The organism is Mesorhizobium huakuii (genome assembly GCF_030160235.1).
In the GTDB taxonomy this organism is placed as follows: Bacteria; Pseudomonadota; Alphaproteobacteria; order Rhizobiales; family Rhizobiaceae; genus Mesorhizobium; species Mesorhizobium huakuii.
In genome coordinates this window covers 20,558-44,978 of sequence record NZ_BSNY01000023.1, presented here as the reverse complement: position 1 = coordinate 44,978, position 24,421 = coordinate 20,558, and the positions used below count along the sequence as shown (strand labels likewise).

At 65.5% G+C, this 24,421-nt stretch carries 28 protein-coding genes; 19 read left to right on the top strand and 9 right to left on the bottom strand.

The window, feature by feature from the left end; genetic code table 11:
• The first annotated feature begins 1,351 nt into the window (after positions 1-1,351).
• Both QQK95_RS12565 and QQK95_RS12560 read left to right on the top strand, forming a co-directional pair.
• A complete protein-coding gene (locus QQK95_RS12565; RefSeq protein ID WP_284272731.1) occupies positions 1,352-2,116 on the top strand; it encodes a helix-turn-helix domain-containing protein in 765 nt (254 codons plus the stop codon).
• 152 nt (positions 2,117-2,268) lie between these two features.
• Positions 2,269-2,943 (top strand): GntR family transcriptional regulator, encoded by a 675-nt coding sequence (locus QQK95_RS12560; RefSeq protein WP_284272729.1) that lies wholly within the window; start codon positions 2,269-2,271, stop codon positions 2,941-2,943.
• On the opposite strand, the gene QQK95_RS12555 is transcribed toward QQK95_RS12560, so the two are convergent.
• Together QQK95_RS12555 and QQK95_RS12550 are read right to left on the bottom strand one after the other, a co-directional pair.
• Positions 2,940-4,184 carry an NAD(P)/FAD-dependent oxidoreductase gene (locus QQK95_RS12555; RefSeq protein ID WP_409371686.1) on the bottom strand — a complete coding sequence of 415 codons (1,245 nt, stop codon included), beginning with the start codon at positions 4,182-4,184 and terminating at the stop codon, positions 2,940-2,942. The genes QQK95_RS12560 and QQK95_RS12555 overlap by 4 nt on opposite strands.
• Positions 4,185-4,214: 30 nt before the next feature.
• Positions 4,215-5,603, bottom strand: coding sequence for an aminotransferase-like domain-containing protein (locus QQK95_RS12550; protein ID WP_284272726.1), 1,389 nt, complete (start codon positions 5,601-5,603; stop codon positions 4,215-4,217).
• A 288-nt stretch (positions 5,604-5,891) separates the two neighbouring features.
• Between QQK95_RS12550 and QQK95_RS12545 the strand changes: the two genes are divergently transcribed.
• The 8 genes from QQK95_RS12545 (at position 5,892) to QQK95_RS12510 (ending at position 14,384) form a co-directional block, all read left to right on the top strand.
• On the top strand, positions 5,892-7,037 hold the full coding sequence (locus QQK95_RS12545; RefSeq protein ID WP_284272724.1) for an ABC transporter ATP-binding protein: 1,146 nt from the start codon (positions 5,892-5,894) through the stop codon (positions 7,035-7,037).
• Positions 7,038-7,085: 48 nt separating this feature from the next.
• On the top strand, positions 7,086-8,138 hold the full coding sequence (locus QQK95_RS12540; RefSeq protein ID WP_284272722.1) for an ABC transporter substrate-binding protein: 1,053 nt from the start codon (positions 7,086-7,088) through the stop codon (positions 8,136-8,138).
• Positions 8,139-8,144: 6 nt separating this feature from the next.
• Positions 8,145-9,425: an ABC transporter permease gene (locus QQK95_RS12535; protein ID WP_284272719.1), complete on the top strand. Its 1,281-nt coding sequence runs from the start codon at positions 8,145-8,147 to the stop codon at positions 9,423-9,425.
• Between the two features lie 2 nt (positions 9,426-9,427).
• Positions 9,428-10,255 (top strand): ABC transporter permease, encoded by an 828-nt coding sequence (locus tag QQK95_RS12530; RefSeq protein WP_284272716.1) that lies wholly within the window; start codon positions 9,428-9,430, stop codon positions 10,253-10,255.
• A 448-nt stretch (positions 10,256-10,703) separates the two neighbouring features.
• Positions 10,704-11,012 (top strand): hypothetical protein, encoded by a 309-nt coding sequence (locus QQK95_RS12525; protein WP_284272714.1) that lies wholly within the window; start codon positions 10,704-10,706, stop codon positions 11,010-11,012.
• A gap of 139 nt (positions 11,013-11,151) precedes the next feature.
• The gene (locus tag QQK95_RS12520; protein WP_284272712.1) at positions 11,152-11,649 is read left to right on the top strand and encodes a DUF2306 domain-containing protein; all 498 of its coding nucleotides are present in this window, start codon (positions 11,152-11,154) and stop codon (positions 11,647-11,649) included.
• 141 nt (positions 11,650-11,790) lie between these two features.
• Positions 11,791-13,767, top strand: coding sequence for an acyltransferase family protein (locus QQK95_RS12515; protein WP_284272710.1), 1,977 nt, complete (start codon positions 11,791-11,793; stop codon positions 13,765-13,767).
• A gap of 314 nt (positions 13,768-14,081) precedes the next feature.
• A complete protein-coding gene (locus tag QQK95_RS12510) occupies positions 14,082-14,384 on the top strand; it encodes a hypothetical protein (protein ID WP_284272709.1) in 303 nt (100 codons plus the stop codon).
• Positions 14,385-14,441: 57 nt separating this feature from the next.
• On the opposite strand, the gene QQK95_RS12505 is transcribed toward QQK95_RS12510, so the two are convergent.
• Genes QQK95_RS12505 through QQK95_RS12495 form a run of 3 tightly spaced genes read right to left on the bottom strand, consistent with a single transcriptional unit; the run spans position 14,442 to position 16,065 of the window.
• Positions 14,442-15,035, bottom strand: a complete 594-nt coding sequence (locus QQK95_RS12505; protein WP_284272707.1) for a DUF6456 domain-containing protein — start codon at positions 15,033-15,035, stop codon at positions 14,442-14,444.
• 45 nt (positions 15,036-15,080) lie between these two features.
• Positions 15,081-15,389: a hypothetical protein gene (locus tag QQK95_RS12500; RefSeq protein WP_284272705.1), complete on the bottom strand. Its 309-nt coding sequence runs from the start codon at positions 15,387-15,389 to the stop codon at positions 15,081-15,083.
• Positions 15,310-16,065 (bottom strand): YdaU family protein, encoded by a 756-nt coding sequence (locus QQK95_RS12495; protein ID WP_284272703.1) that lies wholly within the window; start codon positions 16,063-16,065, stop codon positions 15,310-15,312. Before QQK95_RS12495 ends, QQK95_RS12500 begins: the two co-directional genes overlap by 80 nt.
• 86 nt (positions 16,066-16,151) lie before the next feature.
• On the opposite strand from QQK95_RS12495, the gene QQK95_RS12490 reads away from it, so the two are divergent.
• The gene (locus tag QQK95_RS12490) at positions 16,152-16,433 is read left to right on the top strand and encodes a DUF982 domain-containing protein (RefSeq protein ID WP_284272701.1); all 282 of its coding nucleotides are present in this window, start codon (positions 16,152-16,154) and stop codon (positions 16,431-16,433) included.
• A gap of 84 nt (positions 16,434-16,517) precedes the next feature.
• The gene (locus QQK95_RS12485; protein ID WP_409371685.1) at positions 16,518-16,835 is read left to right on the top strand and encodes a DUF982 domain-containing protein; all 318 of its coding nucleotides are present in this window, start codon (positions 16,518-16,520) and stop codon (positions 16,833-16,835) included.
• 2 nt (positions 16,836-16,837) lie between these two features.
• Here QQK95_RS12485 and QQK95_RS12480 read toward each other — a convergent pair whose 3' ends face one another.
• Entirely contained in the window at positions 16,838-17,515 is a 678-nt protein-coding gene (locus tag QQK95_RS12480) for a GcrA family cell cycle regulator (protein ID WP_284272696.1), read from the bottom strand.
• A gap of 129 nt (positions 17,516-17,644) precedes the next feature.
• Entirely contained in the window at positions 17,645-18,028 is a 384-nt protein-coding gene (locus tag QQK95_RS12475; RefSeq protein ID WP_284272694.1) for a hypothetical protein, read from the bottom strand.
• 74 nt (positions 18,029-18,102) lie between these two features.
• Here QQK95_RS12475 and QQK95_RS12470 point away from each other — a divergent pair, with 74 nt between their 5' ends.
• Positions 18,103-18,807, top strand: a complete 705-nt coding sequence (locus QQK95_RS12470; protein WP_284272692.1) for an XRE family transcriptional regulator — start codon at positions 18,103-18,105, stop codon at positions 18,805-18,807.
• 136 nt (positions 18,808-18,943) lie between these two features.
• On the top strand, positions 18,944-19,132 hold the full coding sequence (locus QQK95_RS12465) for a hypothetical protein (protein ID WP_284272690.1): 189 nt from the start codon (positions 18,944-18,946) through the stop codon (positions 19,130-19,132).
• A 162-nt stretch (positions 19,133-19,294) separates the two neighbouring features.
• On the opposite strand, the gene QQK95_RS12460 is transcribed toward QQK95_RS12465, so the two are convergent.
• A complete protein-coding gene (locus tag QQK95_RS12460) occupies positions 19,295-19,597 on the bottom strand; it encodes a hypothetical protein (protein WP_284272688.1) in 303 nt (100 codons plus the stop codon).
• Positions 19,598-19,770: 173 nt separating this feature from the next.
• On the opposite strand from QQK95_RS12460, the gene QQK95_RS12455 reads away from it, so the two are divergent.
• The 4 genes from QQK95_RS12455 (at position 19,771) to QQK95_RS12440 (ending at position 21,996) form a co-directional block, all read left to right on the top strand.
• A complete protein-coding gene (locus tag QQK95_RS12455; RefSeq protein WP_284272686.1) occupies positions 19,771-20,133 on the top strand; it encodes a hypothetical protein in 363 nt (120 codons plus the stop codon).
• Positions 20,134-20,234: 101 nt separating this feature from the next.
• Positions 20,235-20,816: a hypothetical protein gene (locus tag QQK95_RS12450; RefSeq protein WP_284272684.1), complete on the top strand. Its 582-nt coding sequence runs from the start codon at positions 20,235-20,237 to the stop codon at positions 20,814-20,816.
• Positions 20,813-21,418 carry a hypothetical protein gene (locus QQK95_RS12445; protein WP_284272682.1) on the top strand — a complete coding sequence of 202 codons (606 nt, stop codon included), beginning with the start codon at positions 20,813-20,815 and terminating at the stop codon, positions 21,416-21,418. Before QQK95_RS12450 ends, QQK95_RS12445 begins: the two co-directional genes overlap by 4 nt.
• On the top strand, positions 21,415-21,996 hold the full coding sequence (locus tag QQK95_RS12440; RefSeq protein ID WP_284272680.1) for a hypothetical protein: 582 nt from the start codon (positions 21,415-21,417) through the stop codon (positions 21,994-21,996). The genes QQK95_RS12445 and QQK95_RS12440 overlap by 4 nt, the downstream gene beginning before the upstream one ends.
• Positions 21,997-22,189: 193 nt before the next feature.
• Here QQK95_RS12440 and QQK95_RS12435 read toward each other — a convergent pair whose 3' ends face one another.
• Complete coding sequence (locus tag QQK95_RS12435) at positions 22,190-23,455, bottom strand: hypothetical protein (RefSeq protein WP_284272678.1); 1,266 nt, start codon at positions 23,453-23,455, stop codon at positions 22,190-22,192.
• Positions 23,456-23,793: 338 nt separating this feature from the next.
• On the opposite strand from QQK95_RS12435, the gene QQK95_RS12430 reads away from it, so the two are divergent.
• Entirely contained in the window at positions 23,794-24,369 is a 576-nt protein-coding gene (locus QQK95_RS12430) for a flagellar basal body-associated protein FliL (RefSeq protein ID WP_284272676.1), read from the top strand.
• The last annotated feature ends 52 nt before the right edge of the window (positions 24,370-24,421 follow it).

Genomic DNA, 24,421 nt, shown 5'->3' with positions numbered 1-24,421 from the left:
CCGCCGGCCTGCCTGCTTGACAATGAGCCGGCATCCAACGAACCTCAACCCTTCGAACGGGCGGAGGACTCCAATGCGAAAGCCTTATGACAAGCCCACCCTCGTCAAGCGGCAGAAGCTGGCGGCGTTGACAGCGCAGGCGGCGGTCTCGGGCGGCGGCCCGATCGGCCCGGTCGGCTAGGGTCTCGACGCATTTTGACCGACCGGCAGGCAGGCAGCATCCGTCGCGCGCGTAACGGAGCAGGATTCTGCACCGCAGCGGCGATTTTAGGGTAGTGTCTCAGTTTGAAATTTGACCCGCCGTCAATCAGCGTCAACCGACTGTCGCACGACGCGCCGATCTCCTATATGCTTAGCGGAAAGCATGGAGGTGCCTATGGCTACAAACGGGCCTGCTTTTCTTCGTTGGGAGCCGGCATCTAACGGCGAGCCAAGTCGAGGGGCGTTTTCGTCTCTCAGTGCTACACGCTTCGAGACATTGGGCGAGGCCATAGACGCTTCCCGGACTCCCCCATTCAAAGACGCTCGACCTTGGATACGAGTCGGGCAACAAGTCATTCGTGCCACTCAACTGGAAACTACTCATGCCAACCGGACCTAAGGGCCAGAAGCGCCCCGCAGACGTGATCGGCAACTTGTAATTATCGCGGCGATTAACGGGTTTGGCTTGCCAATACAAATCGATACGGCGAAATCTCAGCCCCCAGCCAAAATTTCAAACTGAGACACTACCGATTTTAGCGTCAACTTGACAAAAGTCGCCCGCACGCGCTTACCTCAGCCATTGCCAAGCAAAGGGGGCTTGCATGAAAAAGACTTACCAGAAGCCGCTTTTGGTGAAGCGTGACAGGCTGTCGGCCGTAACCGCTGCATGCACTCCTTCGAATCCTTGCGCAACGTGATTTCTATACGGGGGAATAGGCCATGAAGAAAACCTACGCCAAGCCGACGCTCTTGAAGCGTCAGAAACTCTCGGTAATTACCGCGGTTGCTTGCACCTCGGTTTGCGTCTGAACCGAAGGCCTGTCGAAAGCTTGAGGAACAGGCGAGGTCTCGCGACCTCGTACAGGGAAGCTTTGGCTGATCCGCAAGCCCGGAAGCCGGCGGGCTTCTCCTTGTGATGGAACGATCGTCCCGCTGACAGGTTTTGTCAAAGGCCGGGCGGTGGGACGCCCGGCCTGCTCGAGAAGGCCCGTCACGATTGGTATTGGTGGCGGGCCTTTTCGTATCGGCCTTCATGCCACGCTATTGGCCAAAGGTCCCATTCGCGGCGGCGCGATCTTGTGCGAGATTGGCGCAATATAAGAGATTGCTTAATAATGGTTCGGACAGCTGTCGAGGGGGCGGTGTCGTGCCAATTCGCAGGAATCTTGCCGCGAATCTGCGACGGCTGGTCAGCAGCCATGCGTCGGTGGCCGCCGTATGCCGCGGGCTGAACATGAACCGCACGCAGTTCGAGCGCTATCTGCAAGGCAAGAGCGTGCCCAACCGGGCCACCGCGACGCTGATCTGCGCCTATTTCGGCATTGAAGAGGATGAATTGTACCGCGCGCCTGAAGCCCCCGCGCCCGAACGCAAGGCCCTGTTGCCGATCCACCAGACGCTCTACGAGAACATGGTGCGCGGCCCGGCTCCCGCCATCGCCGGCGGCACCTACTTCACCTACTTCACGGTTCCCGACCGCTCCGACCTTGTCATGCGGTCGGTCACCTTCGTGCGGCGCGAGGCCGAGCTGGTGACCTTCAGGCGCGTGACCCGCTGGGCCGAGGGCCATCGCCAGGGTGGACCGCGGGCGTTGGGCTGGCACTATGGCGGGGCCATTTCCCGGCTGAACTGGATCTATTTCGCCGGCGTCAACCGCCGCCAGACCACGGAGCCGTCGCTCATCACCGTGCAATGGGCACCCTTCTCGGACCCGGTCCTGGTCGGCAAGGCCTTTGTCCTGACCGGCTCCGGACCGGCCTGCGTATCGGTCATCATGCGCCAGGCAGTCGGCAGGTTCAGCCTCAGGCAGGTGCTGGGGATGTGCCGGCCCGTCAGCCTCGACGACCCGCTCCTCGACCAGTTCGTCGTCAGCCTTGTGCGCGAAGGCCAGGCCATTCCAGCAATGGTGTGAAACGATTTTCCCGGGAAAAGCGCGTGGCGCTTTTCCCCTTGGGAATTGTGCCGAACATGCAAATGCGGCGGTCAGGCATTTCCGTGAAACGATGAACAGTCTTAGACTGGCATTTCCGGCGGACAGGAAGCCGGGCGCAGCAGGGATTCGCGATGCTCAACAGCTTCGACTATGGCGGCAAGGAAGCCGAAACGGTGCACGCGCTGGAGGAGGACATCATCTTCGGCCGGCTGGCGCCCGGCACGCGCCTGGTCGAGGACGTGCTGTTGGCCCGTTTCCCGGTCTCGCGCCACATCATCCGCCAGGCGCTCTACCAATTGGAGAGGCTGGGCATCGTCACGCGCGAGCGCAACAAGGGCGCCATGGTGCGCCGGCTCTCGCCGGAGGAAGTGCGGCAGATCTACGAAGTGCGCGAAATGCTGCAGCGCCAGGCGGCGCTGATGATCCCGCTGCCGGTCAGCGAGGCGCTGATCGCGCAGTTGGAGGAGATCCACCGCATCTACAGCGGCCATGTCGACAATGGCTATCTCAGGGGCATCCACGAGGCCAATGACCGCTTCCACCTGACCATGTTCTCGGCCTGCGGCAATGCCTATCTCGTCTCCTCGATCGAACACTACATGCGCCTCAGCCTGCCGGTGCGGGCCAATTCGCTGGCCGACAGGGAAAAGCTCGACGTCTCGCGCCAGCACCACGCGATGATGATCGAGGCGCTGAAGCGCCGCGACAATTGGGTGCTGGCGCAGCTCTGCGTCGATCACCTGCAGCCGAGCAAGGTGTTTTACCTCCAGGAGATCGAGACGGCGCCGGCAACCAGCGGCGGCTAGAACCGGCCGGCGGCGAAAGGCGCAAGTCTTTCGCTGTTGGGTCGCCGGCCGGCGATGAGGTCGCCGACCAGCCGCGCGGTGACGGCCGAGAGCGTCAGCCCGAGATGGCCATGGCCGAAAGCGTAGATCACGTTCGCATTGCCAGGCGACGGACCGATGACCGGCCTCGAATCCGGCAGCGAGGGACGGAAGCCCAGCCATTTTGACGACGGCTGGCCGAGCGTGGGGAAGAACTGCCGCACGCCGCGATCGAGCAGCGCCAGCCGGCGCGGATTGGGCGCAGAGGCCAGCCGGCCGAGCTCGACCGTGCCGGCGACGCGCAGCCGGCCGGCCATCGGCGTCATGTAGAAGCCGAGATCGACCGGGCACACCGGCCGCGTCAGCGCCGGCGTCGGTGTGGCGAATTCGAGGTGATAGCCGCGCTCGGTTTCGAGCGGGATGCGGTCGCCGGCCTGTGCCGCCAGCGGCCGCGAGAAGGCGCCGGCGGCGATCACCACCTTGTGGGCGCGCAGGTTGAGGCCGCCGGGACCGCTGAGGTCGACACCGCCGGCATCGGCCCGCAGCTCCGTCACCTCACCGCGCAGCAAGGCGGCGCCCCGGCCTGTCGCCGCCTTGAGCAGTCGCGCCATCATGGTCTGGGGATCGGTCAGGTTCATCGACTGCGGAAAGAACAGCCCGCCGCCCTGCACCGCCGGCAGGTTCGGCTCAAGTGCTGCCACTTCGCTGGGGTTCAGCACCGCCTGGTCGACGCCGAATTCGGCGCGCAACGCCCGGCTCGACGCGCCGCCGGCAAGATCGCCCGGGCGACGGTAGAGATAGAGGCAGCCATTGCGGCGCAGCAGATCCGCGGCATCGGCCTCGACAGCCATCTCCTCCCAGGCCGGCAGGGAATCGGCCAGCAATCCGGCCATCGCCACGGCGTTGGCATGGGTGGCGGCCGGCAGCGATTGCCTGACGAAGCGCAGCAGCCACGGCGCCAGATGCAGAAGCGCCGTCCAGCGCAGCGAAAACGGGCTGTCGGCGTCGAGAAGCAGTTTTGGCAGCGCGCGCAGCACCGCCGGGTTGCCGACCGGCATGCAGGCATATTCGGCCAGCGTCCCGGCATTGCCAAACGAGGCGCCGGAGCCCGGCTCGTTGGGATCGATGAGCAGGACTTCGCGGCCGTCGCTGGCCAGGCGCAGCGCCGTCGCCAGCCCGACCACGCCCGCCCCGATGACAGCTATCTCGACAGTTCTGGTCACGCGAATTCCCTCAGGCAAAGCATTGGGGCATCAGACAAAACCCGGCAATTGCAGATGCCCGGCCGACAGCAGCTCGGCCATGGTGGTCAACGCGGTGCGCAGGTCGTCCTGCGAGCGCGCGGCACCGACATTGATGCGCACGCCGTGCTGCACCGGCTCGCGGCCGACGGCGAAGGCGTCGCCCGGCAGCAGCGCCACGCCGCGTTCCAGGCAGGTGCGGGCAAAGCCGGCGCCGCGCCACGGCTCGGGCAGGCGCAGCCACGCATGGGTGGAGCTCGGCTGGCTCTGCACATCGTAGCCGCCGAGGATTTCGCTCAGGATCGCCTGGCGCTGGCGCAGTTCCTGCTTTTGCACCTCGATGATGCGCGCCGCCGCGCCGTCCTCGATCATCCGCGCGCCGATCAGCGCGGTCAGCGGGCTGATGCTCCAGCAATTGATGCGCAGCGCCGCCGCCACCTGGCCGGCAATGGCGCGCGGCGCGATGACGAAGCCGAGCCGCAAGCCGGGCGCCAGGCATTTCGACAAGGCGCCGATATGCACCGTCAGCTCCGGCTCCAGGCTGGCAAAGGAAGGCAAGGCCTCGTCGGCCAGCGGCCGGTAGACGTCATCCTCGATGATCAGCACATTGTGGCGGCGCGCCACGGCGGCAAGCTGGTGGCGACGCGCTTCGCTCAGCGTGATCGTCGTCGGGTTGTGCAGCGTCGGCACCAGGAATACAGCGCGCGGGCGAAGTTGCGCGCAGGCGGCGTCGAAGGCGTCAGGCCGCATGCCGCCGCGATCCATGGCGACGCCCCTGAGATCCAGCCCATGCACCCGGCAGAGCGCGTTGATGCCCTGATAGGTCACCTCATCGGCCAGCACCACCTCGCCTTGCCGCGTCACCGCGCCGAGCAGGCAATCGAGCCCATGCTGGGCGCCGGCCGCCAGCACGACGCGGCCGGGGTCGCCGTCGCCGGCAACCGCTTTGAGCCAATCGGCGACCGCCGCGCGTGCCCAGAGCGGCCCTTCCGGCGGATGATAGTCCTGCAGCGAGGCATAGTGCGGATCCCTCGGCAGGCGCGGCAGCAGCGCCGCCAGCGCGTCGAGATAGGCCGAGGTTGCGGGGCGATTGACCGAGAGGTCGATGATGCCGCTCTCGTCGCTCGGCGCCGAGACGAAACCGGGCCGCTCGCCGGCCTGCCTGGCCGCCACCGTCGTGCCCCGCCCCGGCCGCGCCTCCAGCAGGCCACGCTGCTGCAGCGTCGCCAGCGCCCGCGTCACCGTGGTGACGTTGATGCCGAGCGCCCGCGCTATGTCGCGCTGCGGCGGCAGCCGGTCGCCGACCGCCAGCGTGCCGGCGGTAATGCGCTCGGCGATCGCGTCGGCGAGACGACGATAGACCGGACTTTCATCCTCGGTAAGGCGGAGATCGCTGAGCATGCTGGATGGATTCGGGGCTTCGGCTTTGTCGAGGGCTTAGCATAAGACAATTCGCCGGACAATAGCTCTTGTGTGACATCAATTTGGCTTCTCCAGCTGAAAATATCACACAATCGCGGCAAATACCGGCTTGACGGTCAAAGTTGTATGCATCTATGCTCGATTTCAGATAGATTGTGTGAGCATACAAGTTTGGGCGACCCGCCGAGATGCGGACTTCCAGTGGGACGGAAACATGCATCACAAGCCGCATAGCGTTTCAGCACCTGCGTTTCGGGAGTGCGCACGATGAGCGCCGCCCGTCAGGCCGCTTTGCCCTCATCGCCCACTTCGGCCCCCGCGCCTGGCCCGGCTTTCGTCGATTTCGTCGATGTCGAGAAATCCTATGATGGCCGCACCTTCGCGGTGACCAGGCTGAACCTCGGCGTGGCACGCGGCGAATTCCTGACCCTGCTCGGCCCATCCGGCTCGGGCAAGACGACGACGCTCAACATGTTGGCCGGCTTCGAACGCCCGACCAGCGGCACCATCACGCTGGAAGGCAGGCCGGTCGACCGGCTGCCGCCCTACCAGCGCAACATCGGCATGGTGTTCCAGAACTACGCGCTGTTCCCGCATATGAGTGTGGCTGAGAACGTCGCCTTCCCGCTCTCCGTGCGCCAGGTGAGCAAGGCCGACATTGCCGGCCGCGTCGGCCGCGCGCTGGACATGGTGCGGCTGAAGCAGTTCGGCGACCGCAAGCCGGCGCAGCTTTCCGGCGGCCAGCAGCAGCGCGTCGCGCTGGCCCGCGCGCTGGTGTTCGAGCCGAGCCTGGTGCTGATGGACGAGCCGCTCGGCGCGCTGGACAAGAAGCTGCGCGAGCACATGCAGCTCGAGATCAAGCAGATCCACACCATGCTCGGCGTCACCATCGTCTATGTCACCCATGACCAGAGCGAGGCGCTGACCATGTCGGACCGCGTCGCCGTCTTCAACAATGGCGCCATCGCCCAGCTCGGCGCGCCCGACGATCTCTACAACGCCCCGCAAAGTTCCTTCGTGGCGAGCTTCATCGGCGAGAACAACACGCTGGAAGGCGTCGTCGACCGCGTTTCGGGCAAGGAATGCCGCGTCAAGCTGACCGGCGGCGGCGAACTCACAGCGCTCGCCATCGGCGTGGCGCAAGGCTCCGCCTGTCATGTCGCCATCCGTCCCGAACGGTTGAGCCTGGCGCCGGCCGGCGCCAACGCCCTGCCCGCGACGGTCGACGGCCGCATCTATCTCGGCGATCATCTGCGCCTTCTCGCCCGGCTCGGCAACGACCAGGTGCTGACCGTCAAGGTCGGCCCCGAGGCGACCATGGCCAATGGCGAGGCTGTGACGGTCTCCTGCGCGGCCCAGGACTGCCGTGCCTTTCCCGCCGATGCCGCGGCCGCCAAGGCAGGGCCGCCCTGAACCGGCAATCTCAAGAACGGATCCATCTCGAAAACAGGGGAAGAAAAAATGAAAATCGCAAAGACCCGGATGCTCGCTTTCGCCGCGGCCACCGCATTGTTCAGCATCGGCCACGCCGCGCTTGCCGATGAATTGTCGATCATGGCCAGCGGCGGCGCCTGGCAGGATGCCCAGCGCAAGGCCTGGTTCGAGCCGTTCAGCAAGGAAACCGGCGCCAAGATCCTCGAGCAGGAATATCTCGGCGATCTCGGCAAGGTCAAAGCCATGGTCGACACCGGCAACGTGCCGATCGACCTGGTGACGGTCGAAACCGCCACCGTGCTGCAGGGCTGCGACGCCGGCATCCTGGAGCGCCTCGACTATTCCAAGATCGGCCCGCGCGATAAATTCATCGAAGGCTCGGCGCTCGATTGCGGTGTCGGTCTCGATGCTTACGGCGACATCCTTGCCTATGACCCGACCGTATTGAAGGAAGCGCCGACCTCGGTGCTCGACCTCTTCGACACCAAGAAGTTCCCGGGCAAGCGCGCCATGCGCAAATTCCCGGCGCAGAACTTGGAATGGGCGCTGATGGCCGACGGCGTCGCGCCCGCCGACGTCTACAAGGTGCTGGCGACCCCCGAAGGCGTCGACCGCGCCTTCAAGAAGCTCGACACCATCAAGAAGGACATTGTCTGGTGGGATGCCGGCGCGCAGCCGGCGCAGTTGCTCGCCTCCAAGGAAGTGGTGATGACCACCGCCTGGAACGGCCGCATCCAGAACGCCATCGACACCGACAAGAAGCCCTTCAAGATCGTCTGGAACAACCAGATCCTCGAATACGACATGATCGCCATTCCGAAGGGCGCCAAGAACCCCGAGCTCGCCTACAAATACCTGGCCTATATCTCCAAGCCGGAAAACAACGCCAAGCTCGCCAGCTACATCACCTATGGGCCGGTGCGCAGCGACGCGGCATCCTTCGTCGCGGCCGATGCCTTGCCGAAACTGCCCAACGCTCCCGACCATCTCGCCGGCGCCTATCTCGTCGCCGACACCGAGTTCTGGGGCGACTATGGCGAGGACCTGGTCAAGCGCTTCAACGCCTGGCTGGCGCAGTAGGCCCTGATGTCGGCGCTGCAGCCCAGCGAACTCGACCGGCCCGCGCTGGCCCGCGGCCGGCCGGCCGCCGGCGCGGATCCCAAAACCGCGTCGGCGGCGCTGCGGCGCGCCGAATTCGGCGACCGGCTGCGTTCGCTGGCGCTGGCAGCGCCCCTGCTCCTGCTGCTGGCCCTGAGTTTCGGCATCCCGATCGTGCTGCTGCTCTCACGCGCCGTCTACGACCCGACCATCGCCGACGCTCTGCCGCGCACCAGCCAGGCGCTCGGCAACTGGAACGGCCAGGGCCTGCCTGATGATGCCGCCTACATCGCGCTGGCTGCGGACCTGAGCAACAGCCAAGCCAAGGGCACCGCCTATGAGCTGGCCAAGGCGCTCAACGCCCGCCTGCCCGGCGCCCGCAGCCAGGTGCTGAAGACCGTGCGCCAGCTCGAAGGCGCCGCCGGCAAGCCGCCGCTCGACATCATGAAGGCCGTGCCCTTCTGGTCGGCGCCGGGCACCTGGCCGACCATCGCCAACGGCACCCACGCCCTCACCTCGTTCTATCTGCTCAGCGCCCTCGACCTCAGGTGGAACGCCGATGGCGGCATCGAGCGCGTGCCGCCCGAGCAGGCGATCTTCCTGCAAGTGTTCCTGCGCACCTTCTTCGTCGCCGCCGCCGTGACGCTTGCCACTCTGCTGCTCGGCTTTCCCCTCGCCTATCTCATAGCGAGCGTGCCGAAGGGACTGGCGGCGATCCTGATCGTGGCGGTGCTGTTGCCGTTCTGGACCTCGATCCTGGTGCGCACCGCCGCGTGGACGGTGCTGTTGCAGAAATTCGGCCTGGTCAACGGCCTGCTTCTGTGGCTCGGCTTCGCCTCCGAGCGGCTCGACCTGATGTACAGCCGCATCGGCCTGATCATCGCCATGACGCATATCCAGCTGCCGTTCACGCTGCTGCCGATCTACTCGGTCATGCGCACCATCGCGCCCTCGCAGATGAAGGCCGCCTATTCGCTCGGCGCAAAACCCTTCACCGCCTTCCGGCGCGTCTACCTTCCGCAGGTTTTCCCCGGCGTCATGGCCGGCTGCCTGCTCACCTTCATCCTGTGCCTGGGCTACTACATCACCCCTGCCCTGATCGGCGGCGCCAGCGACCAGCTGATCAGCAATTTCATCGCCAACTACGTCAATGTCGAACTGAACTGGGAGATGGCGGCGGCGCTGTCCTTCATCCTCCTGGTCTTCACCCTGGCTCTGTTCGGCATCTTCGCCCGCATCCTCGGCCTCGACCGCCTGAAGATGGTGTAGCCATGCTCCTCTCGCCCTACCCCACCCCTGGTGAACGCATCCGCGTCGCGCTGCTCTGGCTGTGGTGCGGGCTGGTCATCCTGTTCCTGCTGGTGCCGATCCTCATCCCCGTGCCGCTCTCCTTCAACAGCGGCGCCTTCTTCATCTTCCCGCTCGAAGGCCTGTCGACGCGCTGGTACGAGGTGGTGCTGGGCACGCAGCGCTGGCAATCGGCGATCGGCAACAGCCTGATCGTCGCCTTCGGCACCACGCTGATCGCCACCACGCTCGGCACGCTGACGGCGATCGCACTGTCCAATGAGAAATTCCCAGGCCGCCGCATCGTCATGCCGTTGCTGCTCTCGCCGCTGATCGTGCCTGTCGTCATCACCGCCGTCGGCTCGTATCTGTTCTACGCCCGCGTCGGGCTCGCCAGCACCTATGCCGGCATCATCCTGGCGCATACCGCGCTTGCCAGCCCCTTCGTCGTCGTCACCGTCGGCGCCAGCCTCACCGGCTTCGACCGCAATCTGATGCGCGCCGCCGCCATCTCGGGCGCGAAACCGCTGACCGCCTTCTTCCGCGTGATGCTGCCGCTGATCCTGCCCGGCGTACTCTCCGGCGCTGCCTTCGCCTTCGTCACCTCCTTCGACGAGGTGGTGGTGGTGCAGTTCCTGGCCAGCGCCGGCCAGCGCACCATGCCGCTCGAAATGTTCATCGGCCTGCGCGAAAAACTCTCGCCCGCCATCACCGCCGCCGCGACGCTGATGATGGCGCTGTCGATCGTGCTTTTGGTGGTGGCGAACCTTCTGGCCCGGCGTAGCCAGGGCCGCCGGGCGGCAAGCGGCTGAGCTCCGCCATCGGCGACAGCCCGACGCATCGAACGGTGAAACTTTTCGCACGCCGCTCCCGTTGCTTTAGGGATCGCCTCCCGGGCGATCGCAGACCTCCGATCAATGCCCCGCCGGCCTGCCGGCGGGGCCTTTTTTGCGGCCGCCGGCGCGGAACAATCAGAGGGCCGGGAAGTTTTCAAATCGCTGGATGCTGCGACGTCCGACCGACTCTGGCGCTGGCCACGGTCGACGTCGGGGGCAGGTTGTTGCGCAGCTATCCGACAACAAACGGGACTTTCGCTTGGGCATATGAATGAAAAAACGGGAACGTTTCAAGCTTTCGCATCATATATCTTGGAAAACCGAGTTCATATTGTGCGAAAAATTGGAACTTTTACCCAAACCCTCCCGTTAAACCCTTGATCGTTGCTTAGACGGTCACGAAGCAACAGGGAAGGAATCTATCATGAATATCAAGATGATCTGCTTTGGCGCCATGGCGCTTTCGATGGTCGCCGGCTCGGCTCTCGCCGCATCGGGCAGCACCGGTACGTCCGCTCTCGACGATCCGGCCAAGATGCAGCCCTTCTACACGGACTCCACCATGAAGAAGATGCGCAGCAATGACGAGTTCATCAAGGCCTGGAAAGCGCTGACGCCCGAAGACCAGAAGATGATGATGACGGCCTGCGCCGACGAGGTCAAGAACGCCAATCCCACCAACACCCATCCGGAATTCTGCAGCAACGTGAAACAGGTCGGCGGCAGCAAGTAAACGCTGCCTTGAGACCGTTGAATAACAGCCCCGTTCGCGGGGCTGTTTTGCTGGCGGCGGGATCGAGCGCTCGCCACCGCATACCCTTGCCGCCCCAGCGCCTCATCGGCCATAATCCGCCGTATCGCGGAGAACACCGATGTCGCTCAGCCCTTTATTCACCGCCTCGCCCGTCATCCAGCTCCATGCGCTGATTGCCATCGCGGCGCTGCTGCTCGGCGCCGTTCAGCTGTGGCGCACCAAGGGCGACCGGCTGCACCGCGCGCTTGGCCGCGTCTGGGTGGCGCTGATGGCGACGGTCGCCGGCTCCGGCCTGTTCATCTGGACGATCCGGCTGTGGGGGCCGTTCAGCCCGATCCACCTTCTGTCGCTGTTGGTGCTGGTGATGCTGTGGCGCGGCGTGCGCGCCGCGCGCGGCGGCAACATCGCCGCCCACCGCCGCATCATGCAGGGCACCTACATTTTCGGCCTCATCATCACCGGGCTTTTGACCTTCATTCCCGGCCGCACCATGTATGCCGTCGCCTTCGGCCCGCAGGGCGCGACACCACAGAAGCTGGCGATCTTCGCCGCTTTGGTCATCCTCGCGGCGGCGGCGGGCCTCTACGCCGCGCGCAGTGCGCGGGTGCCAGGCTGAGTATCAGTCGGCGAAGCCGCCGCCCTTTCCGACCGTTTCCTTGTTCTGGCCATGTTGCACTGCGAAAAGCATGTTGCATTGCGATAGCGGCCGGCCAGGCCGAGACACGCGGGGCGGGCTGGGCGCAACGAAGGAGCTGTCGTGGCGGCATCGTTTCGGCCTGACATACAGGGATTGCGCGCGCTGGCGGTCGGCGGCGTCGTGGCCTATCATTTCGGCCTCTCGGCACTGCCTGGCGGCTTTGCCGGCGTCGACATCTTCTTCGTCATCTCCGGCTGGCTGATCACGACGCACCTGATGGGCGAGATCACCGAGACCGGCCGGCTCGACCTCTGGCGCTTCTATGCCCGCCGCGCCCGGCGTCTCTTGCCGGCGGCCCTGTTCGTCATCCTGGCGACGCTCGGCGCCGGCTATTTCATCCTGGCGCCGCAGGAGCAGGCGCTCTATTCGCGCGGCGCCATGTTCGCCTCGGCCTATGCCATCAATCTGTGGCTGCTGCGCTGGTCGTTCGACTATTTCGCCGCCGATGCCTTGAGCAACCCCTTCATCCACTTCTGGTCGCTGTCGGTGGAGGAGCAGTTCTATCTCGTCTGGCCGGCGCTGCTTTTGTTCGCCGCCTGGCTGCGTCCAGGCCGGCGCATGGCGGTGGCGGTGATCGGCGTCGCCGGCCTCGCCTCCTTCGCCGCCTGCCTGTGGCTCACCAGCCTCTCGCCGGCCTGGGCCTTCTACTTCTCGCCGCTGCGCGCCTGGGAATTCGCCGCCGGCGGCCTGGCGACGCTGGCGCCGGCGGCCTTGTGGCAACAGCGGCCATGGCTGCGATCGGCGCAGGGCTGGCTCGGCCTGGCGTTGATCGCGGTCGCCTATCTCAGCTTGAGCGAGGACCTGCCCTTCCCCGGCTGGTACGCGCTGCTGCCGGTCGCCGGCACGGTGCTGGTGCTGCTGAGCGGCGCCGGCGAAGAGAACCATGCGGCGGCAACCAGCCCGGCCCGCTGGCAGGCCCTCGCGCCCGCTTCCCTGCTTTCGCTGCCGCCCCTGCAGTGGGTCGGCACGCTCTCCTATTCGCTCTATCTCTGGCACTGGCCGATCATCGTCTATGCCGGCATGCTGGCGCCGGATCTCAGCGTCCTCCAGCGCTTCGGCTGCGGCGCGCTGGCGCTGGCGCTGGCATTCCTCACCTATCATTTGATCGAGAACCCGGCGCGGCGCGGCGGCTGGCTGATGGCGGGCGCTCGAGCGCTGGCCCCCGCCCTGGCGCTGACCGGCGTGGGCGTGGCGGCGGCCTATGCCAACGCGCATCTGGCGACCCGCAACATAGACCCCGCCCAGCGCGGCATCGAACAGGCGGCCGAACAGCCTTCCATCGCGCGCGCCACCGACAAAAACTGCCTGCTCGACTTCCACACGGTGAAGCCGAAGCCCTGCACCTTCGGCCCGGTGGATGCTGCCCACACCATCGTGCTGTTCGGCGATTCACATGCCGACCATTGGTCGACGCCGCTGGTCGAGGCGGCCAGGCGCAACGACACCAAGGTGGTCACCTATCTCAAATCCTCGTGCCGCGCCTCGCGGCTGTCGACCTTCAACACGGTGCTGAAGCGCGACTACACCGAATGCGACGCCTGGCGCGAGCAGGCGATCGCGGACATCATCCGCCGCAAGCCGCGCCTGGTGGTGATCTCGGAATTCTCGATCGGCAACCTGACGCGCGACATGCCCGCCGCCGGCCGCAAGGCCGAGACCGCGCGCTGGCAGGCCGGCCTGCGCTCCACGCTGCAGGCCTTCAGCCAGGCCGGCGTCGAGACCGCCGTCATCCGCGACACGCCGATCGGCGACAGCTTTGCCGATTCCTGCGTGGCCCGTGCCCTGTGGTGGCGCGAGCCCCCCTCGCGCTGCGACACGCCGCGGGCGCAGGCCGCGAATGACGGCGCCGCCGCCCAAGAGCGCGCCGTGGTCAAAAGCGTCCCCGACACGCGCTATGTCGACCTCACCGACCGCTTCTGCGGTCCGACCCAGTGCCATGTCTTCATCGGTGGCAAACTCGCGTTTCGTGACCGCCACCATCTGGCGACGGCCTTTGCGGAGACCTTGGAGGGGCCGCTGGAGAAGGCGCTGTTTTAGAGGGGTAAAGCGGGTGTTCCCTACTCCCCTTGTGGGAGAAGGTGGCCTCGCGAAGCGAGGTCGGATGAGGGGTGCTCCAGCTTGGCACCGACGGCACTCCGGCACCCACCCCTCAACCGTCTCGGCACTGCGCGCCGATCCACCTTCTCCCACAAGGGGAGAAGGGAAGAGCCCTCAGCCGGCATCAACCAGCTCCGCCACGTAGCGCCAAAGCGTCACATTCCGCGCCCTGATCTGGTCGGTGGATCGTAAAATCCATGGAACGCGCCCGCCTTCCGGGAGTTATATTAGATCAACCTGAAAAGGAGGTAGCCATGAAGAAGCTCCTGCTTGTCTCGGTTATCGCCATTGCTTCGGCTGCGGCGATGATCGCCCCGGCGGCCGCCCGCAGTCACGTCTTTATCGGCATCGGCGGCTACGACAATTCTTACGGCAATGACTATTACGATGGCTATGGGGACTATGGCGGCGGGCGTTATGTCTACAGCCCCTACGACCCCTATGATGACGGTTACAGGCCGCGTTATTTCCACCGGCACCACCGTTGCCACATCGAAGTGATCAATCACTGGCGCCATCATCACAGGATCACCGAGGAAGTCCGCGTCTGCGGATAATCTGATCCCTGTGAACTGATCCGGCCGGCATCGCCGGCCGGATTGTTTGGCCGGCCCTCACCGCCCCATCATCATCCCATAATGTACCGCCAGCAGGTCCAGCCCGACCTTCAACAGCTTCGTCACCACGTCCCTGCCCTCGCCCGTCTGCTCCGCCAGGCTCTTGATCGACCCGCCGGCGCAACAGACTTGTCGCACCACCACCGCCACTTCCCAGTGACCCAGCGCCCTTGTGGCGGCGGCATGCGCCCGACCGGCGTCGAGCACGCTGTCGGCGATGCCGCCGCCCTGGCGGCCGCCGTCGACGCGCTCGCTCCAGCGCATCGGTTTCACGCCCGCCTGCTGGCTGCACTGGAAATCCTCGCGGTAGCGCTGGCCGGCCTCGCGCTGCTGGCGCGATAGTGAGGTGATGCCCAGCAACGGATCGACATTGCGCACCCGTACAATGCCGCCGGTGGAGGTGTAGCCATCATTCGAGACCTCGTAGACGCGCCGTGCTTCAGCCGTGCCGGCGGCCAGCCGCTTGCGGCCGAAGGCGTCGTCTTTCAGCGCGAAATCATGGCCGACTTCGCGGCGGATGCGCACCTGCTCGGCCTCGCCCTTCGGCAGTTTCGGCGCCTGCGCTTTGGCGGCTTTGGCTTTCTTGGGCATGGGTGGCTCCTTGGGTTTGGGCTGAGGCGTTTCTGGTTGGAGAGATCATCGAGCAATCACTTGCTTCGCGGGCGCTTGCACCGCCCGCCGCGCCATCAGCTCGCGCATCGTCCGCCGCTCCCGCACCTCGATGCAGAGCTGCGCGCTAGACGGGCAGAACTGGGCGTTGCCGGTTCTTACCTCGCCGCGCACGAAGCGCTGGATGGCGGCCTGCAGATCGGCGAGTTCGGCGTCGCGCACCGCGCCGAGATAGCCACGCATCTGCATCTCGACATCAGTCAGGGCGGATTGCGGGAAGCATGAGAACATCGCGGCCAGCGCCTTCGTCGCCTGCTGCAGTTCGGCTGCGGTCATGGGTGCGTATCTCCTCGATGATGGCGTTGGCGGCGTCGGTATGGGTTTTCGGCCGGTGCCAGCCGGGTTTCTTTCCCGAACGACCGCGATGCGGTCTGTTCCTGCCCACAGGGCACAAATGCTGCGCATTTTCAGGGGAGGACGCCCCCGCTTCTTGCTCCCCGCGAGCCGAAAAATGCTGCGCATTTTCAGGGGAGGACGCCCCCGCTTCTTGCTCTCCACGAGCCGAAAAATGCTGCGCATTTTCAGGGGAAAAAGCGGAAGCTTTTTCATTCTGGTTTCTGGAGTCTGGAGAATGCCGCGGCAAAGTGCCGGCATTTGCCGCCCCATGCGCCCTTGTTTTCAAGGCGGTGACGGCACCGCCGCGTGCGCCGGCGGCGGCCCTCGCTTCGCTTTTGACCTGCGCTTTGTGCAGTTCCTTCGCCAGCCTCTTGTGGCCGATCTCGCCCGCCTCGCGCTCGAAGAAGCTCAAAAGATCGGCGCTGATGGCGCGCCATCTCTTGAGGGAAAGGCGCGCCACCCGCGCGAGCTTGGCGTCGTCATCGGGCAGCCGGCCGCCGGCGTTCCACATCGCCATCAGGATGAGCATGTAGGCGCCGATCTGCTCGGTGGAGAGCTGCAAGGTGTCGCCGACGAAATCGGAGACGTAGAGTTGCATGAAGGGCCGCTCGCTCATGCCGGCCCCATGCTTGCACGCAAGCTAATGGAACCAGCCGCCGGCCCGCACGTTATGACGCGTCCGTGCCAAGGGGAGGTTTGCCGATGACGGCGTTCATGCCGATTACGCTGCGTTTTTGCGACAACAAGACCATGCTGGTCGGCTCGGTGGCCGACGCCGAGACGGCATTGCGGCACAAGTGGCCCGACAAGACAGCACCCGCCTATATCGAAGCCGCAAGGCTGGTCCGGCTGGCGGTCGAGGGCAGTTGCTGCCCGCGCACCGCCTTCGAGGCCTTCAGCAAGACCGCCCGGCAACAAGGCATATTGGTGGCCAGGCCGAGAAGCCGCGCGCATGACTGGCTCGACGCCGCCGTCGGCCCGTGACGCTGGGGCGATGCAACCGCGTGGCGGCCTTGCGCGTTTATAAGCGCGGGCTTTATAGTCTCGCTCAGATCGAAGGTGAACGCCGTGGGTACGCTGAAAACCGGAGTGCCGCTCAAAGTCAGCCTGGAAGGGCAGGTCGAGGAGATCGACAGCGTCAGCGACGCGGCCGATTTTCTGCAGCGCTGGCCGATCGAGCGGCGCGGCCATGTTTACCGCAGCGCGCTCAACGCCTGCAGTGCCGCGATCGCCGCGCAGATCTCCGAATCCGACGCGATAAAGGTATTCACCGGCTTTGCCCGCGTCGCCGGCATCCTGGTAGCCGAAGGTGGCCCGCCGATGCGGCTGGAGGCACGCACCGTGCAGAGCCGCATGCCCAAGCAGGGCCGGCAGATACCGAAATAGGCTCACGCGCAAACCCGCCTCTGAAACCGCGCCTGGTGGTAGCCGCAGTAGCTTTTCAGCCCTTTGGTTCGCATGCCGCAGCACAGCATGTCGGCACCTGGCCGGCCGCCGGGCGCGTCGTTCTCCGGGTCCTCTTCCAGCGCCAGGTCGAGCGGCGCGCGGCAGCGGTCGAACAGGCAATCGATGAAGCGCATGGCCACGCCATGCGGCTGGCGGCCGATCGGTCCGCGCTGCGGCGCGGGCGCCTTTAGACGGTAGGCCTCGCCATCGGCGATCAGCAAGCCCACCTCACGCACGAACAGGCGCGGCGGCAGCCACGCCGGCGTGGAATCGCGCCGGGTCCACGCCTTCTTCTTGCGCGCGCCCTCGGCGGCATGGATGCCGGCGCGCTTTTGCGCCATCGCCTTGCCGCTGGCCTTGCCGTTTGCCCGCTTTGCGGCCGCCGGCTTGCGTGTCGCCTGTTCGCCGGCAGCCTGCCTCGCGACCGGTGGCATCCCCCGGCCATGGGCAAAGCCGATCGCACCCAGCATGGCGTTGCGGTGGACGATGCCGATGATGGCGTTGCGTGAGACCGGGCTGCCGCGCAGCGCGCTGAACGACGCCGCGATCCTCGAGGCCGAAAGCCCCTCCTTCAGCCAGCGGGCGATCTCTTGCAGTTCGGCGTCGCTGTAGCTTGCCATTGTCCAGGCTCCATCCAGGGTCGGCCTTCGGCCGCGCTTGCGAGCGCGCCGTCGGTCAGGCGTCAGGGTTCGGGCCCGGTCCGGGCCACGGTCAGGGGGTTCGGTACGAAAGCCGGCTCGTGGCCGGTATCAGCCGGAGCGGATCGAATGCCCCGCGGTCAGGCGCGCCAGCCGCGCCTCAGCCGTCTTCCTGTCGGGCGCGGAAACCGCCCTGCCCGTCATCGGCTCGAACAGGATGACGGTGCCGTCCTGCGTGCGGATGCAGGAGCGCGCGTATGGACCGGCGGCAGGCCGGTCGAATTGGGGGCCGGAGCCGAGGGGAGCGGCGGCTCCGGCCGTTCCGGTCGCCAGGGACGGGCGGACCGGACCCGAGGCACCAAGGCGCTCGGGCTTCGCCCCGGCCGGGGAGGAGGACGGCCGGAACGGAAGGGAATGACTGGCGACATCGGTTGCCTTGTTCGTCTCATGCGAGGCTGGCGCTACCGCGCTGTGAAAGCTGGACAGGTTCTGCATGGCCAGATATAAGCATAACTCAAAAATAGATGCAAGCCATTCTTTCATAGACGAGAGCCGCTTTCATCGCTCACATGGGTGCCATGGCCAAAACGGAACTGTCGATCAAGGTCGGAGCGGCGATACGCCAGGCGCGCAAGCAGCGCGGCCTGGTCATGCGCCACATTGCCGAGCACAACGACACCGATGTCGCCGCCGTCGGCAATTGGGAAACCGGCCGCAACCTGCCCAAGACCGAGAACCTGTTGAAGACCGCCGCCTTCCTGCGTGTCGACCCGGTGGCGCTTGGCAAAGGCGAGGTCGTCTTCCTCGACGATGCCGGCCCGGTGGCCGATGCCGAGATCGTCACCGATGCCGGCCCGATGCCCGCCGGCTCAATGGATATCGAGGTGCTGGGCGCCGCGGTCGGCGGCGATGACGGCGACTTCACCTTCAACGGCGAACCCGCCGGCTACGTCCAGCGCCCGCCCGGCGTGCGCAACCTGCCGAAAGTGTTCGCCCTGCACGTATTGTCCGATTCCATGGTGCCGCGCTACGAACCCGGCGACCTCATCTATTGCGGCGGCCGCGACGCCGTGCCCGGCGACCATGTGGTGATCGAGACGTTTCCGGAAGAAAACGAGAAGAACGGCAAGGCCTTCGTCAAGAAGCTGGTCAAGCGCACCGCGGGCGAGCTGGTGGTCGAGCAGTACAATCCGCCCAAGACGATCACCTTCAACCGCTATGCGATCAAGCATGTCTGGCGGGTTATACCGCTGAAGGAATTGCTGGGGTATTAGAGGCAGATCCTCCCCGCTTCCCTGTGAATGAGAAGCGCTCGCCCAGCGAACAAAAAACCAATTTCTTGCCGCGCAGCAAACATTTGCATACATGCATAGTTGCTGGAAACTGCCTGCCGTTGCCTCGGAGAATTCGATGTCCGGATTTCTTATCGACCAGTTGGAGCGACTCAAGACCGCAAGAGCGGAAGAACTGCTGCGAGCGGACCGGCTGGAAGACGGAATGGCGGCCAACATGGCGCCGCCCCCTACGATTCCCGATCATCCGATAAAAGTTTCGCGAGATCGAGATGGAACGTTCAAGGTGTCTATACCCAAACCTTGACGCGCCAACATTGAGCCCACGCGAAGCCGACGATTGAGAAACGCAACCCTTCGACCACTATGCAATCGAGCATGTCTGGCGGGCGATACGGCTGAAGGAATTGCTGGGGTATTGGAGGCAGCGCGTCCTTCCCTTCTCCAGCGCTGACGCCCCTCCAAAAACTCAAGCCCGCCTCGCCCCCTCCAGCAGCACCTCGCGCTCGCTCAGCATCTGCGCCTCGCTGCGCACGCGCTGGCGCTCGTCGATGAAGGCTGCCTGGATGGAGATCGCCGTGCCCGGCAGCCCGTCGGCGCGGCAGGCCGAGCAGACGATACGACCGGAAAGCTCCGCCAGCGGCGTGCTGCCCGTCACGCCGAAACGCCGGAGCTCATCCGGTTTCCACCACCTGTTGCGGCCACAATCGGCGCACTCGACCGATATCGAGACGACATGCCCGATGACTGGTTTCCTGCCCGGCAATGCCATTGCCACTCCACCCCGTTTGTTCCTGATTTGTTCGTATATTCCTGCGTTTTGAGCCGGGAGTCGAGTCGCAGTTTTAACACTTTCCCACAAGTTTCTCTTTTATCAATTTTTGAGTTATGCTTTCATAATCTCACAAATGTGAGTCGCCTGCCGCATCAGACCCGGGAGCAATGATGGATGCCGCCGATTTCGCCCGCGCCTGCGGTTACACCGGCGACAGCCCTGCTCTGCTCGAAGCCTTCGAGGCGATCCGCCGCAACGGCATCGCGCAGGCACGCCAGGATCATTTCCGGCGTAAGGCCGTCATCGACGAGTTGAAACAATCCGAACCGCTGTTCCTGGCGGCGATCGGCCCGGCGCTGTCGGCGCAGGAGGCCATCGAGGACACCGCCCGCTTCATCGCCTGCTGGCGCAACATGCCGCGCTGGCGCCAGGAGCGGCGCCTGCCCGATCTCGTCCGGGCCAGGCAGCAGCGTCTCATTGCGCGCTTCTTCCGCCGCTACGGCCATCGCCTGTGGGCGCTCGAAGCGGCCTGAGGACCGGCCGTGCTGGACCAGCCATTTGCGGGTTTCAATCGGCTCTGTTTCTTCCTAGATTGCGCCAGGGGTGGCTGTTCGTTCGACGTGCATGATTTGGAATGTTCAGGACTGCCCGCTCAAAAGTTCAAACCTGGATCACGGCCGGCGCGGGAACCTTCGCGGCGCTGTTCGTCGCCGGCCTGATGGGCGCTTTCGGCGCCCTCCCCGCCCACGCTCCGCCGCAATTGCCGCTCGATGCCGCCATCGATGCGGGGCGCTGGCGCGTCCAGCCGGTGCGCGCCTATGTCAGCCACGCCAGGGTCTATGGCGTGCTTTTGAAGCCCGGCCAGAAGGCGCTGGTGCTGGAGGCCGACATGACCAACCGCACCGCGCAATCCGACAAGGCCTATTTCGATGTCTTCAAGCCGGACGGCATCGCCCTGCCCGATCCCATGCCGATGATCGCGCTGACGCGCGATGCGACGCTGACGCCGGAACTGCATCCCGGCATGACCGAGCGCATGGCCTATGTCTGGCCGCTGGCCGGCGACGCCACTGTCCCGGCCAGCCTGAGCTTCGGCGTCACCGCCGAGATTTTCAAGCCGCGCGACAACCTCTTTGGCATGCCGGGCTGGTTCAATCCCTACCGGCTCGGCACCATCACCTTGCCGGTCGCCGACGTGCAGGGAACCGGCTCATGAGAATCCGCGTCCTCGGCAATCTCGTCGTCCTCGCCGCCACCGTGGCGGTGAGCTACGGCATGCAGGTGACGAAGCCGCACTATGCCGATCTCACCGCGCCGATCCCGGTCGACGGCGCCATGCATGACACAGTGCGCGCGCGCAGCTTCGATGTCCGGCTGGACAAGGTCGTCTTTGCCCGCCAGCTCAAGACCAACCAGTTCGGCCAGGAAAAGCTTTTGACCACCAGTGGCCTGTGGGCGGTGGTGTCGACCAGCCTCACCGCCACCGCCGCCTCCACCACGGTCGCCGACGGCACCTGGCAAGGCCCGGCGGGGCTGCGCTACCACCAGACGGAGCGGCTGGGCTACCGCCAGGACATGCCGCCGCATGGCGTCGATCCAGGCCTGGAGAAGCGCGGGCTGTTCGTGTTCGAAATACCGCCCGACCAGATAAGCGGCGCCAGCCTGCTGATATCAGCGCGCCAGTTCGGCCCGCTCGACGCCCAGGCCCGCATCAGCCTCGATGGGGTGCCGACATCCGCCGACGGCCAGCCGGCGGATGTGCTGCCGGAATACGACCTCGACGCCCCGCAGGCCCAGACACCTCAAGGCAAGACATGAGCGCCGTTTCTACCGATAGCGGACCGATCGTCAGCGAAGAAACGCAGCCCGAGAAAAAATGGCGGCGGCGCAGCCTTGTGGCGCTCGCCATCCTGCTGCCGCTGACGCTGGCCGAAACCAGCTATGACAGCGCCCGCGAATGGCTGCGTGGCGAGGACCTCATCGCCCGGGATGTCGATTTCGGCCAGTCGGTGCCGTTCGGCGGCAGCGACTGGAAGCTGGCCGATCTGCGCGGCGGCAAGGCCGGCCGCCTGCCCGACCACGCCTTCGCCGTCATCGCCACCTTCACCGTCACCATCGGCGACCCCGACCTGCAGAAGCAGTGGCTGGGCTGCAAGCTGATGCTGACCGACGCCGCCGGGCGCCGCTGGCTGCCGGATTTCATCAGCGGCGTCAGCCTGCCGGCGGGTGTGATGAACTGCAGCTCGGCGATCTTCTCCGGCGCCAGGAAGGGCGACGTCGTCACCATCGGCGACACTTTCATCGTGCCGGAGGACACCATCAAGACCATCCGGCCGGCGGTCGGGCTGGGCAGCGAGCGGCCATGGTATCTGCGCTTTCAGCGGCCGCCGAAATAGGTACTTTCCCCCCGTCTCTATACGGGGAGAAATGCCCGGCAGCGCAATGAGGGGCAGCGCCAGCGCTCCGATAAGTGGCCGCTGAGGATTGCGACAGCTGACACAATCCAGGCGCTCTATTCTGCCATGCCAGCGCCGCCCCTCATCCGCCTGCCGGCACCTTCTCCCCGTATAGCGACGGGGAGAAGGAAGCTCATCTACCCTTGCTCAGCGAAAACGCCGTCTCCAGCACCGCCGCCAGAAAACATATCCTGATCGGCTCGATCAAAATGCCGGTGGAGGAATCCTGGAACGGACTGCCGAACAGCAGCGTCACGCCGTGCGAGAAAATCTGCCAGACATCGAGGTCGTGCGGGCCGATCAGCCGCGTCGCACCGAGCCATAGCCAGGCGGCGCCCCAGTCGATGAGGCGATAGCCGATGATCAGCGTGCACAGGAGCAGCAGGCTGGAACTCACCGTCAGCCGCACGCCATTGGCGATCGGCAGATAGCGCGAGCGGTAGCCGGCGACGAAATGTTCGACGAAGTCGCGCAGGAATTTCGGCAGGCCGGCATAGCGCTTGCCGAACCGCTCCACGCGATTGTGCACGCGCATCAGGGCGGCATCGTCGCGCACGTCATAGCCGTAGATCAGCGCCGCCATGACCAGCCAGATCAGCGGCAGCAGCATGTAGAAGAACAGGTTGATGGCCAGCGTCGAAGGCGCGACCGAGGTGAGCTCGACCGGCACCATCGGGGCCGCCGTCGCCACCGGCACCGGGCTCGCCAGCCCGTCGGCGGCAGCCTGCAGCACCGACCAGAAGGACCGGCTCATCAGCCATTGCAGCGCCGTGTCCTTCCAGCGGCTGATCACATAGAGGCCGACGAAGATCCAGTTGGTCTCGCAGATCACCACCACGATCTGCCAGAACGAGGCGGTTTTCGTCTTGGTCTGCATGAACTTGGCAAGCCGGCGGATCAGCCAGGACACCGCCACCGAGATCAGCAGCCAGCGCGAATCCAGCACGTCGAGCACATTTCCGGCCTGACCGAAATCGGCCTGGTCGAGCGTGGCGCGCGAATATTGCCGCACGATATCGCCGAGGAACCCCCAGGCCGCGTAATAGGCGAAGAAGGGCAGCAGCGCGATGGTGATCATGCGCACCAGCCGCGAGCCGCGCCGGTCGCCAGTATCCTGCTCCTCGGCGGCCTTGTCGGCACCGCGCTGCGCGGCCAAGAGATGCGGCAGGCCGGGGCGCACCACGTGGAACATCGCCACCGTCACCACCAGCTGCGCCAGCGCCACCAGGGTCAGCATGGCGAGCCCGGCGAAATGATTGGCGAGCGCCACTTTCGCCGCCAGCTGCAACAGGAGATCGCCTGCCAGCACCCCGGCCAGCACCAGTGCGACAAGCTGCGGCCAGAAGCGGCGCAGCAGCGAAAAACTCAAGCTGATCGGCCTGATGATATCGGCAAACATGAGGTCTCTCACGATGCCACCCGCCCCGGGTCTTTCTAGCAAGGCCCGATCGTTTTGCAACCGGGCCGGCCTTCCCTTCCCCCCTTGTGGGGGAAGGTGGATCGGTGCGTCAGCACCGAGACGGATGAGGGGTGCTACACGGAATGCCGCGTTTGCGTCGAGTCCGCGCAGCGCACCGTCATGGGAACCCACATCGCCAAGCTGGAATACCCCTCATCCGACCTCGCTTCGCGAGGCCACCTTCCCCCACAAGGGGGGAAGGGAAAGCTCCACCAGCCCTGATTCCGTCGAATTGCTGCGCAGATTGATGGCCTTGAGAATCGCCGGAAGGACCCACCATGAAAACCCTTTTTCTCGCCGCCCTGTGGATGATGGCGCTTGCCCTGTCCGCCCATGCCCGCGACGGCACATCAGGGCTTGCCGACGCCACTGTGCTGATCGTGCGCCATGGCGAGAAGCCCGACAGCGGCCCCGGCCTGTCGCCCGAAGGCGAAGCCCGCGCACAGGCCTATGTCGCCTATTTCCAGCCCTTCATGCTCGATGGCGTCGCCTTCCGGCCCGATGTGCTGGTGGCCACTGCCGATTCGAAGAACAGCGCGCGCGAGCGGCTGACGCTGACGCCGCTCAGCCAGGCGCTGAAACTGCCCATCGACCAGCGCTTCGCCGACAAGGACGTCAAAGCTCTCGTCGCGGCACTCTCCAGCGAAACCCACGGCAAGTCGATCCTGATCGCCTGGCATCACGGCCAGCTGGGAAAACTCATCACGGCCTTCGGCGCCGACCCGCAGGCGCTGCTGCCGAACGGGAAATGGCCCGGCGATGTCTTCAACTGGGTGGTGGTGCTGCGCTTCGATCAGGCCGGGCATCTGGTGCCGGGCTCGGCGCGGATCATCGAGGAGAAGTTGCCGGGGTGATGGTTCTTCCTTCTCCCCTTGTGGGAGAAGGTGGATCGGCGCGTCAGCGCCG

What these genes read in the sequence shown, in the direction of transcription:
- QQK95_RS12560 (WP_284272729.1), top strand. Translation starts at nt 2,269, where the DNA reads ATGCTCAACAGCTTCGACTATGGCGGCAAGGAAGCCGAAACGGTGCAC.
- QQK95_RS12550 (WP_284272726.1), bottom strand. Translation starts at nt 5,603, where the DNA reads ATGCTCAGCGATCTCCGCCTTACCGAGGATGAAAGTCCGGTCTATCGT.
- QQK95_RS12545 (WP_284272724.1), top strand. Translation starts at nt 5,892, where the DNA reads ATGAGCGCCGCCCGTCAGGCCGCTTTGCCCTCATCGCCCACTTCGGCC.
- QQK95_RS12540 (WP_284272722.1), top strand. Translation starts at nt 7,086, where the DNA reads ATGAAAATCGCAAAGACCCGGATGCTCGCTTTCGCCGCGGCCACCGCA.
- QQK95_RS12535 (WP_284272719.1), top strand. Translation starts at nt 8,145, where the DNA reads ATGTCGGCGCTGCAGCCCAGCGAACTCGACCGGCCCGCGCTGGCCCGC.
- QQK95_RS12530 (WP_284272716.1), top strand. Translation starts at nt 9,428, where the DNA reads ATGCTCCTCTCGCCCTACCCCACCCCTGGTGAACGCATCCGCGTCGCG.
- QQK95_RS12525 (WP_284272714.1), top strand. Translation starts at nt 10,704, where the DNA reads ATGAATATCAAGATGATCTGCTTTGGCGCCATGGCGCTTTCGATGGTC.
- QQK95_RS12520 (WP_284272712.1), top strand. Translation starts at nt 11,152, where the DNA reads ATGTCGCTCAGCCCTTTATTCACCGCCTCGCCCGTCATCCAGCTCCAT.
- QQK95_RS12510 (WP_284272709.1), top strand. Translation starts at nt 14,082, where the DNA reads ATGAAGAAGCTCCTGCTTGTCTCGGTTATCGCCATTGCTTCGGCTGCG.
- QQK95_RS12505 (WP_284272707.1), bottom strand. Translation starts at nt 15,035, where the DNA reads ATGCCCAAGAAAGCCAAAGCCGCCAAAGCGCAGGCGCCGAAACTGCCG.
- QQK95_RS12500 (WP_284272705.1), bottom strand. Translation starts at nt 15,389, where the DNA reads ATGACCGCAGCCGAACTGCAGCAGGCGACGAAGGCGCTGGCCGCGATG.
- QQK95_RS12495 (WP_284272703.1), bottom strand. Translation starts at nt 16,065, where the DNA reads ATGAGCGAGCGGCCCTTCATGCAACTCTACGTCTCCGATTTCGTCGGC.
- QQK95_RS12490 (WP_284272701.1), top strand. Translation starts at nt 16,152, where the DNA reads ATGACGGCGTTCATGCCGATTACGCTGCGTTTTTGCGACAACAAGACC.
- QQK95_RS12480 (WP_284272696.1), bottom strand. Translation starts at nt 17,515, where the DNA reads ATGGCAAGCTACAGCGACGCCGAACTGCAAGAGATCGCCCGCTGGCTG.
- QQK95_RS12475 (WP_284272694.1), bottom strand. Translation starts at nt 18,028, where the DNA reads ATGCAGAACCTGTCCAGCTTTCACAGCGCGGTAGCGCCAGCCTCGCAT.
- QQK95_RS12470 (WP_284272692.1), top strand. Translation starts at nt 18,103, where the DNA reads ATGGGTGCCATGGCCAAAACGGAACTGTCGATCAAGGTCGGAGCGGCG.
- QQK95_RS12465 (WP_284272690.1), top strand. Translation starts at nt 18,944, where the DNA reads ATGTCCGGATTTCTTATCGACCAGTTGGAGCGACTCAAGACCGCAAGA.
- QQK95_RS12460 (WP_284272688.1), bottom strand. Translation starts at nt 19,597, where the DNA reads ATGGCATTGCCGGGCAGGAAACCAGTCATCGGGCATGTCGTCTCGATA.
- QQK95_RS12455 (WP_284272686.1), top strand. Translation starts at nt 19,771, where the DNA reads ATGGATGCCGCCGATTTCGCCCGCGCCTGCGGTTACACCGGCGACAGC.
- QQK95_RS12450 (WP_284272684.1), top strand. Translation starts at nt 20,235, where the DNA reads ATGTTCAGGACTGCCCGCTCAAAAGTTCAAACCTGGATCACGGCCGGC.
- QQK95_RS12445 (WP_284272682.1), top strand. Translation starts at nt 20,813, where the DNA reads ATGAGAATCCGCGTCCTCGGCAATCTCGTCGTCCTCGCCGCCACCGTG.
- QQK95_RS12440 (WP_284272680.1), top strand. Translation starts at nt 21,415, where the DNA reads ATGAGCGCCGTTTCTACCGATAGCGGACCGATCGTCAGCGAAGAAACG.
- QQK95_RS12435 (WP_284272678.1), bottom strand. Translation starts at nt 23,455, where the DNA reads ATGTTTGCCGATATCATCAGGCCGATCAGCTTGAGTTTTTCGCTGCTG.
- QQK95_RS12430 (WP_284272676.1), top strand. Translation starts at nt 23,794, where the DNA reads ATGAAAACCCTTTTTCTCGCCGCCCTGTGGATGATGGCGCTTGCCCTG.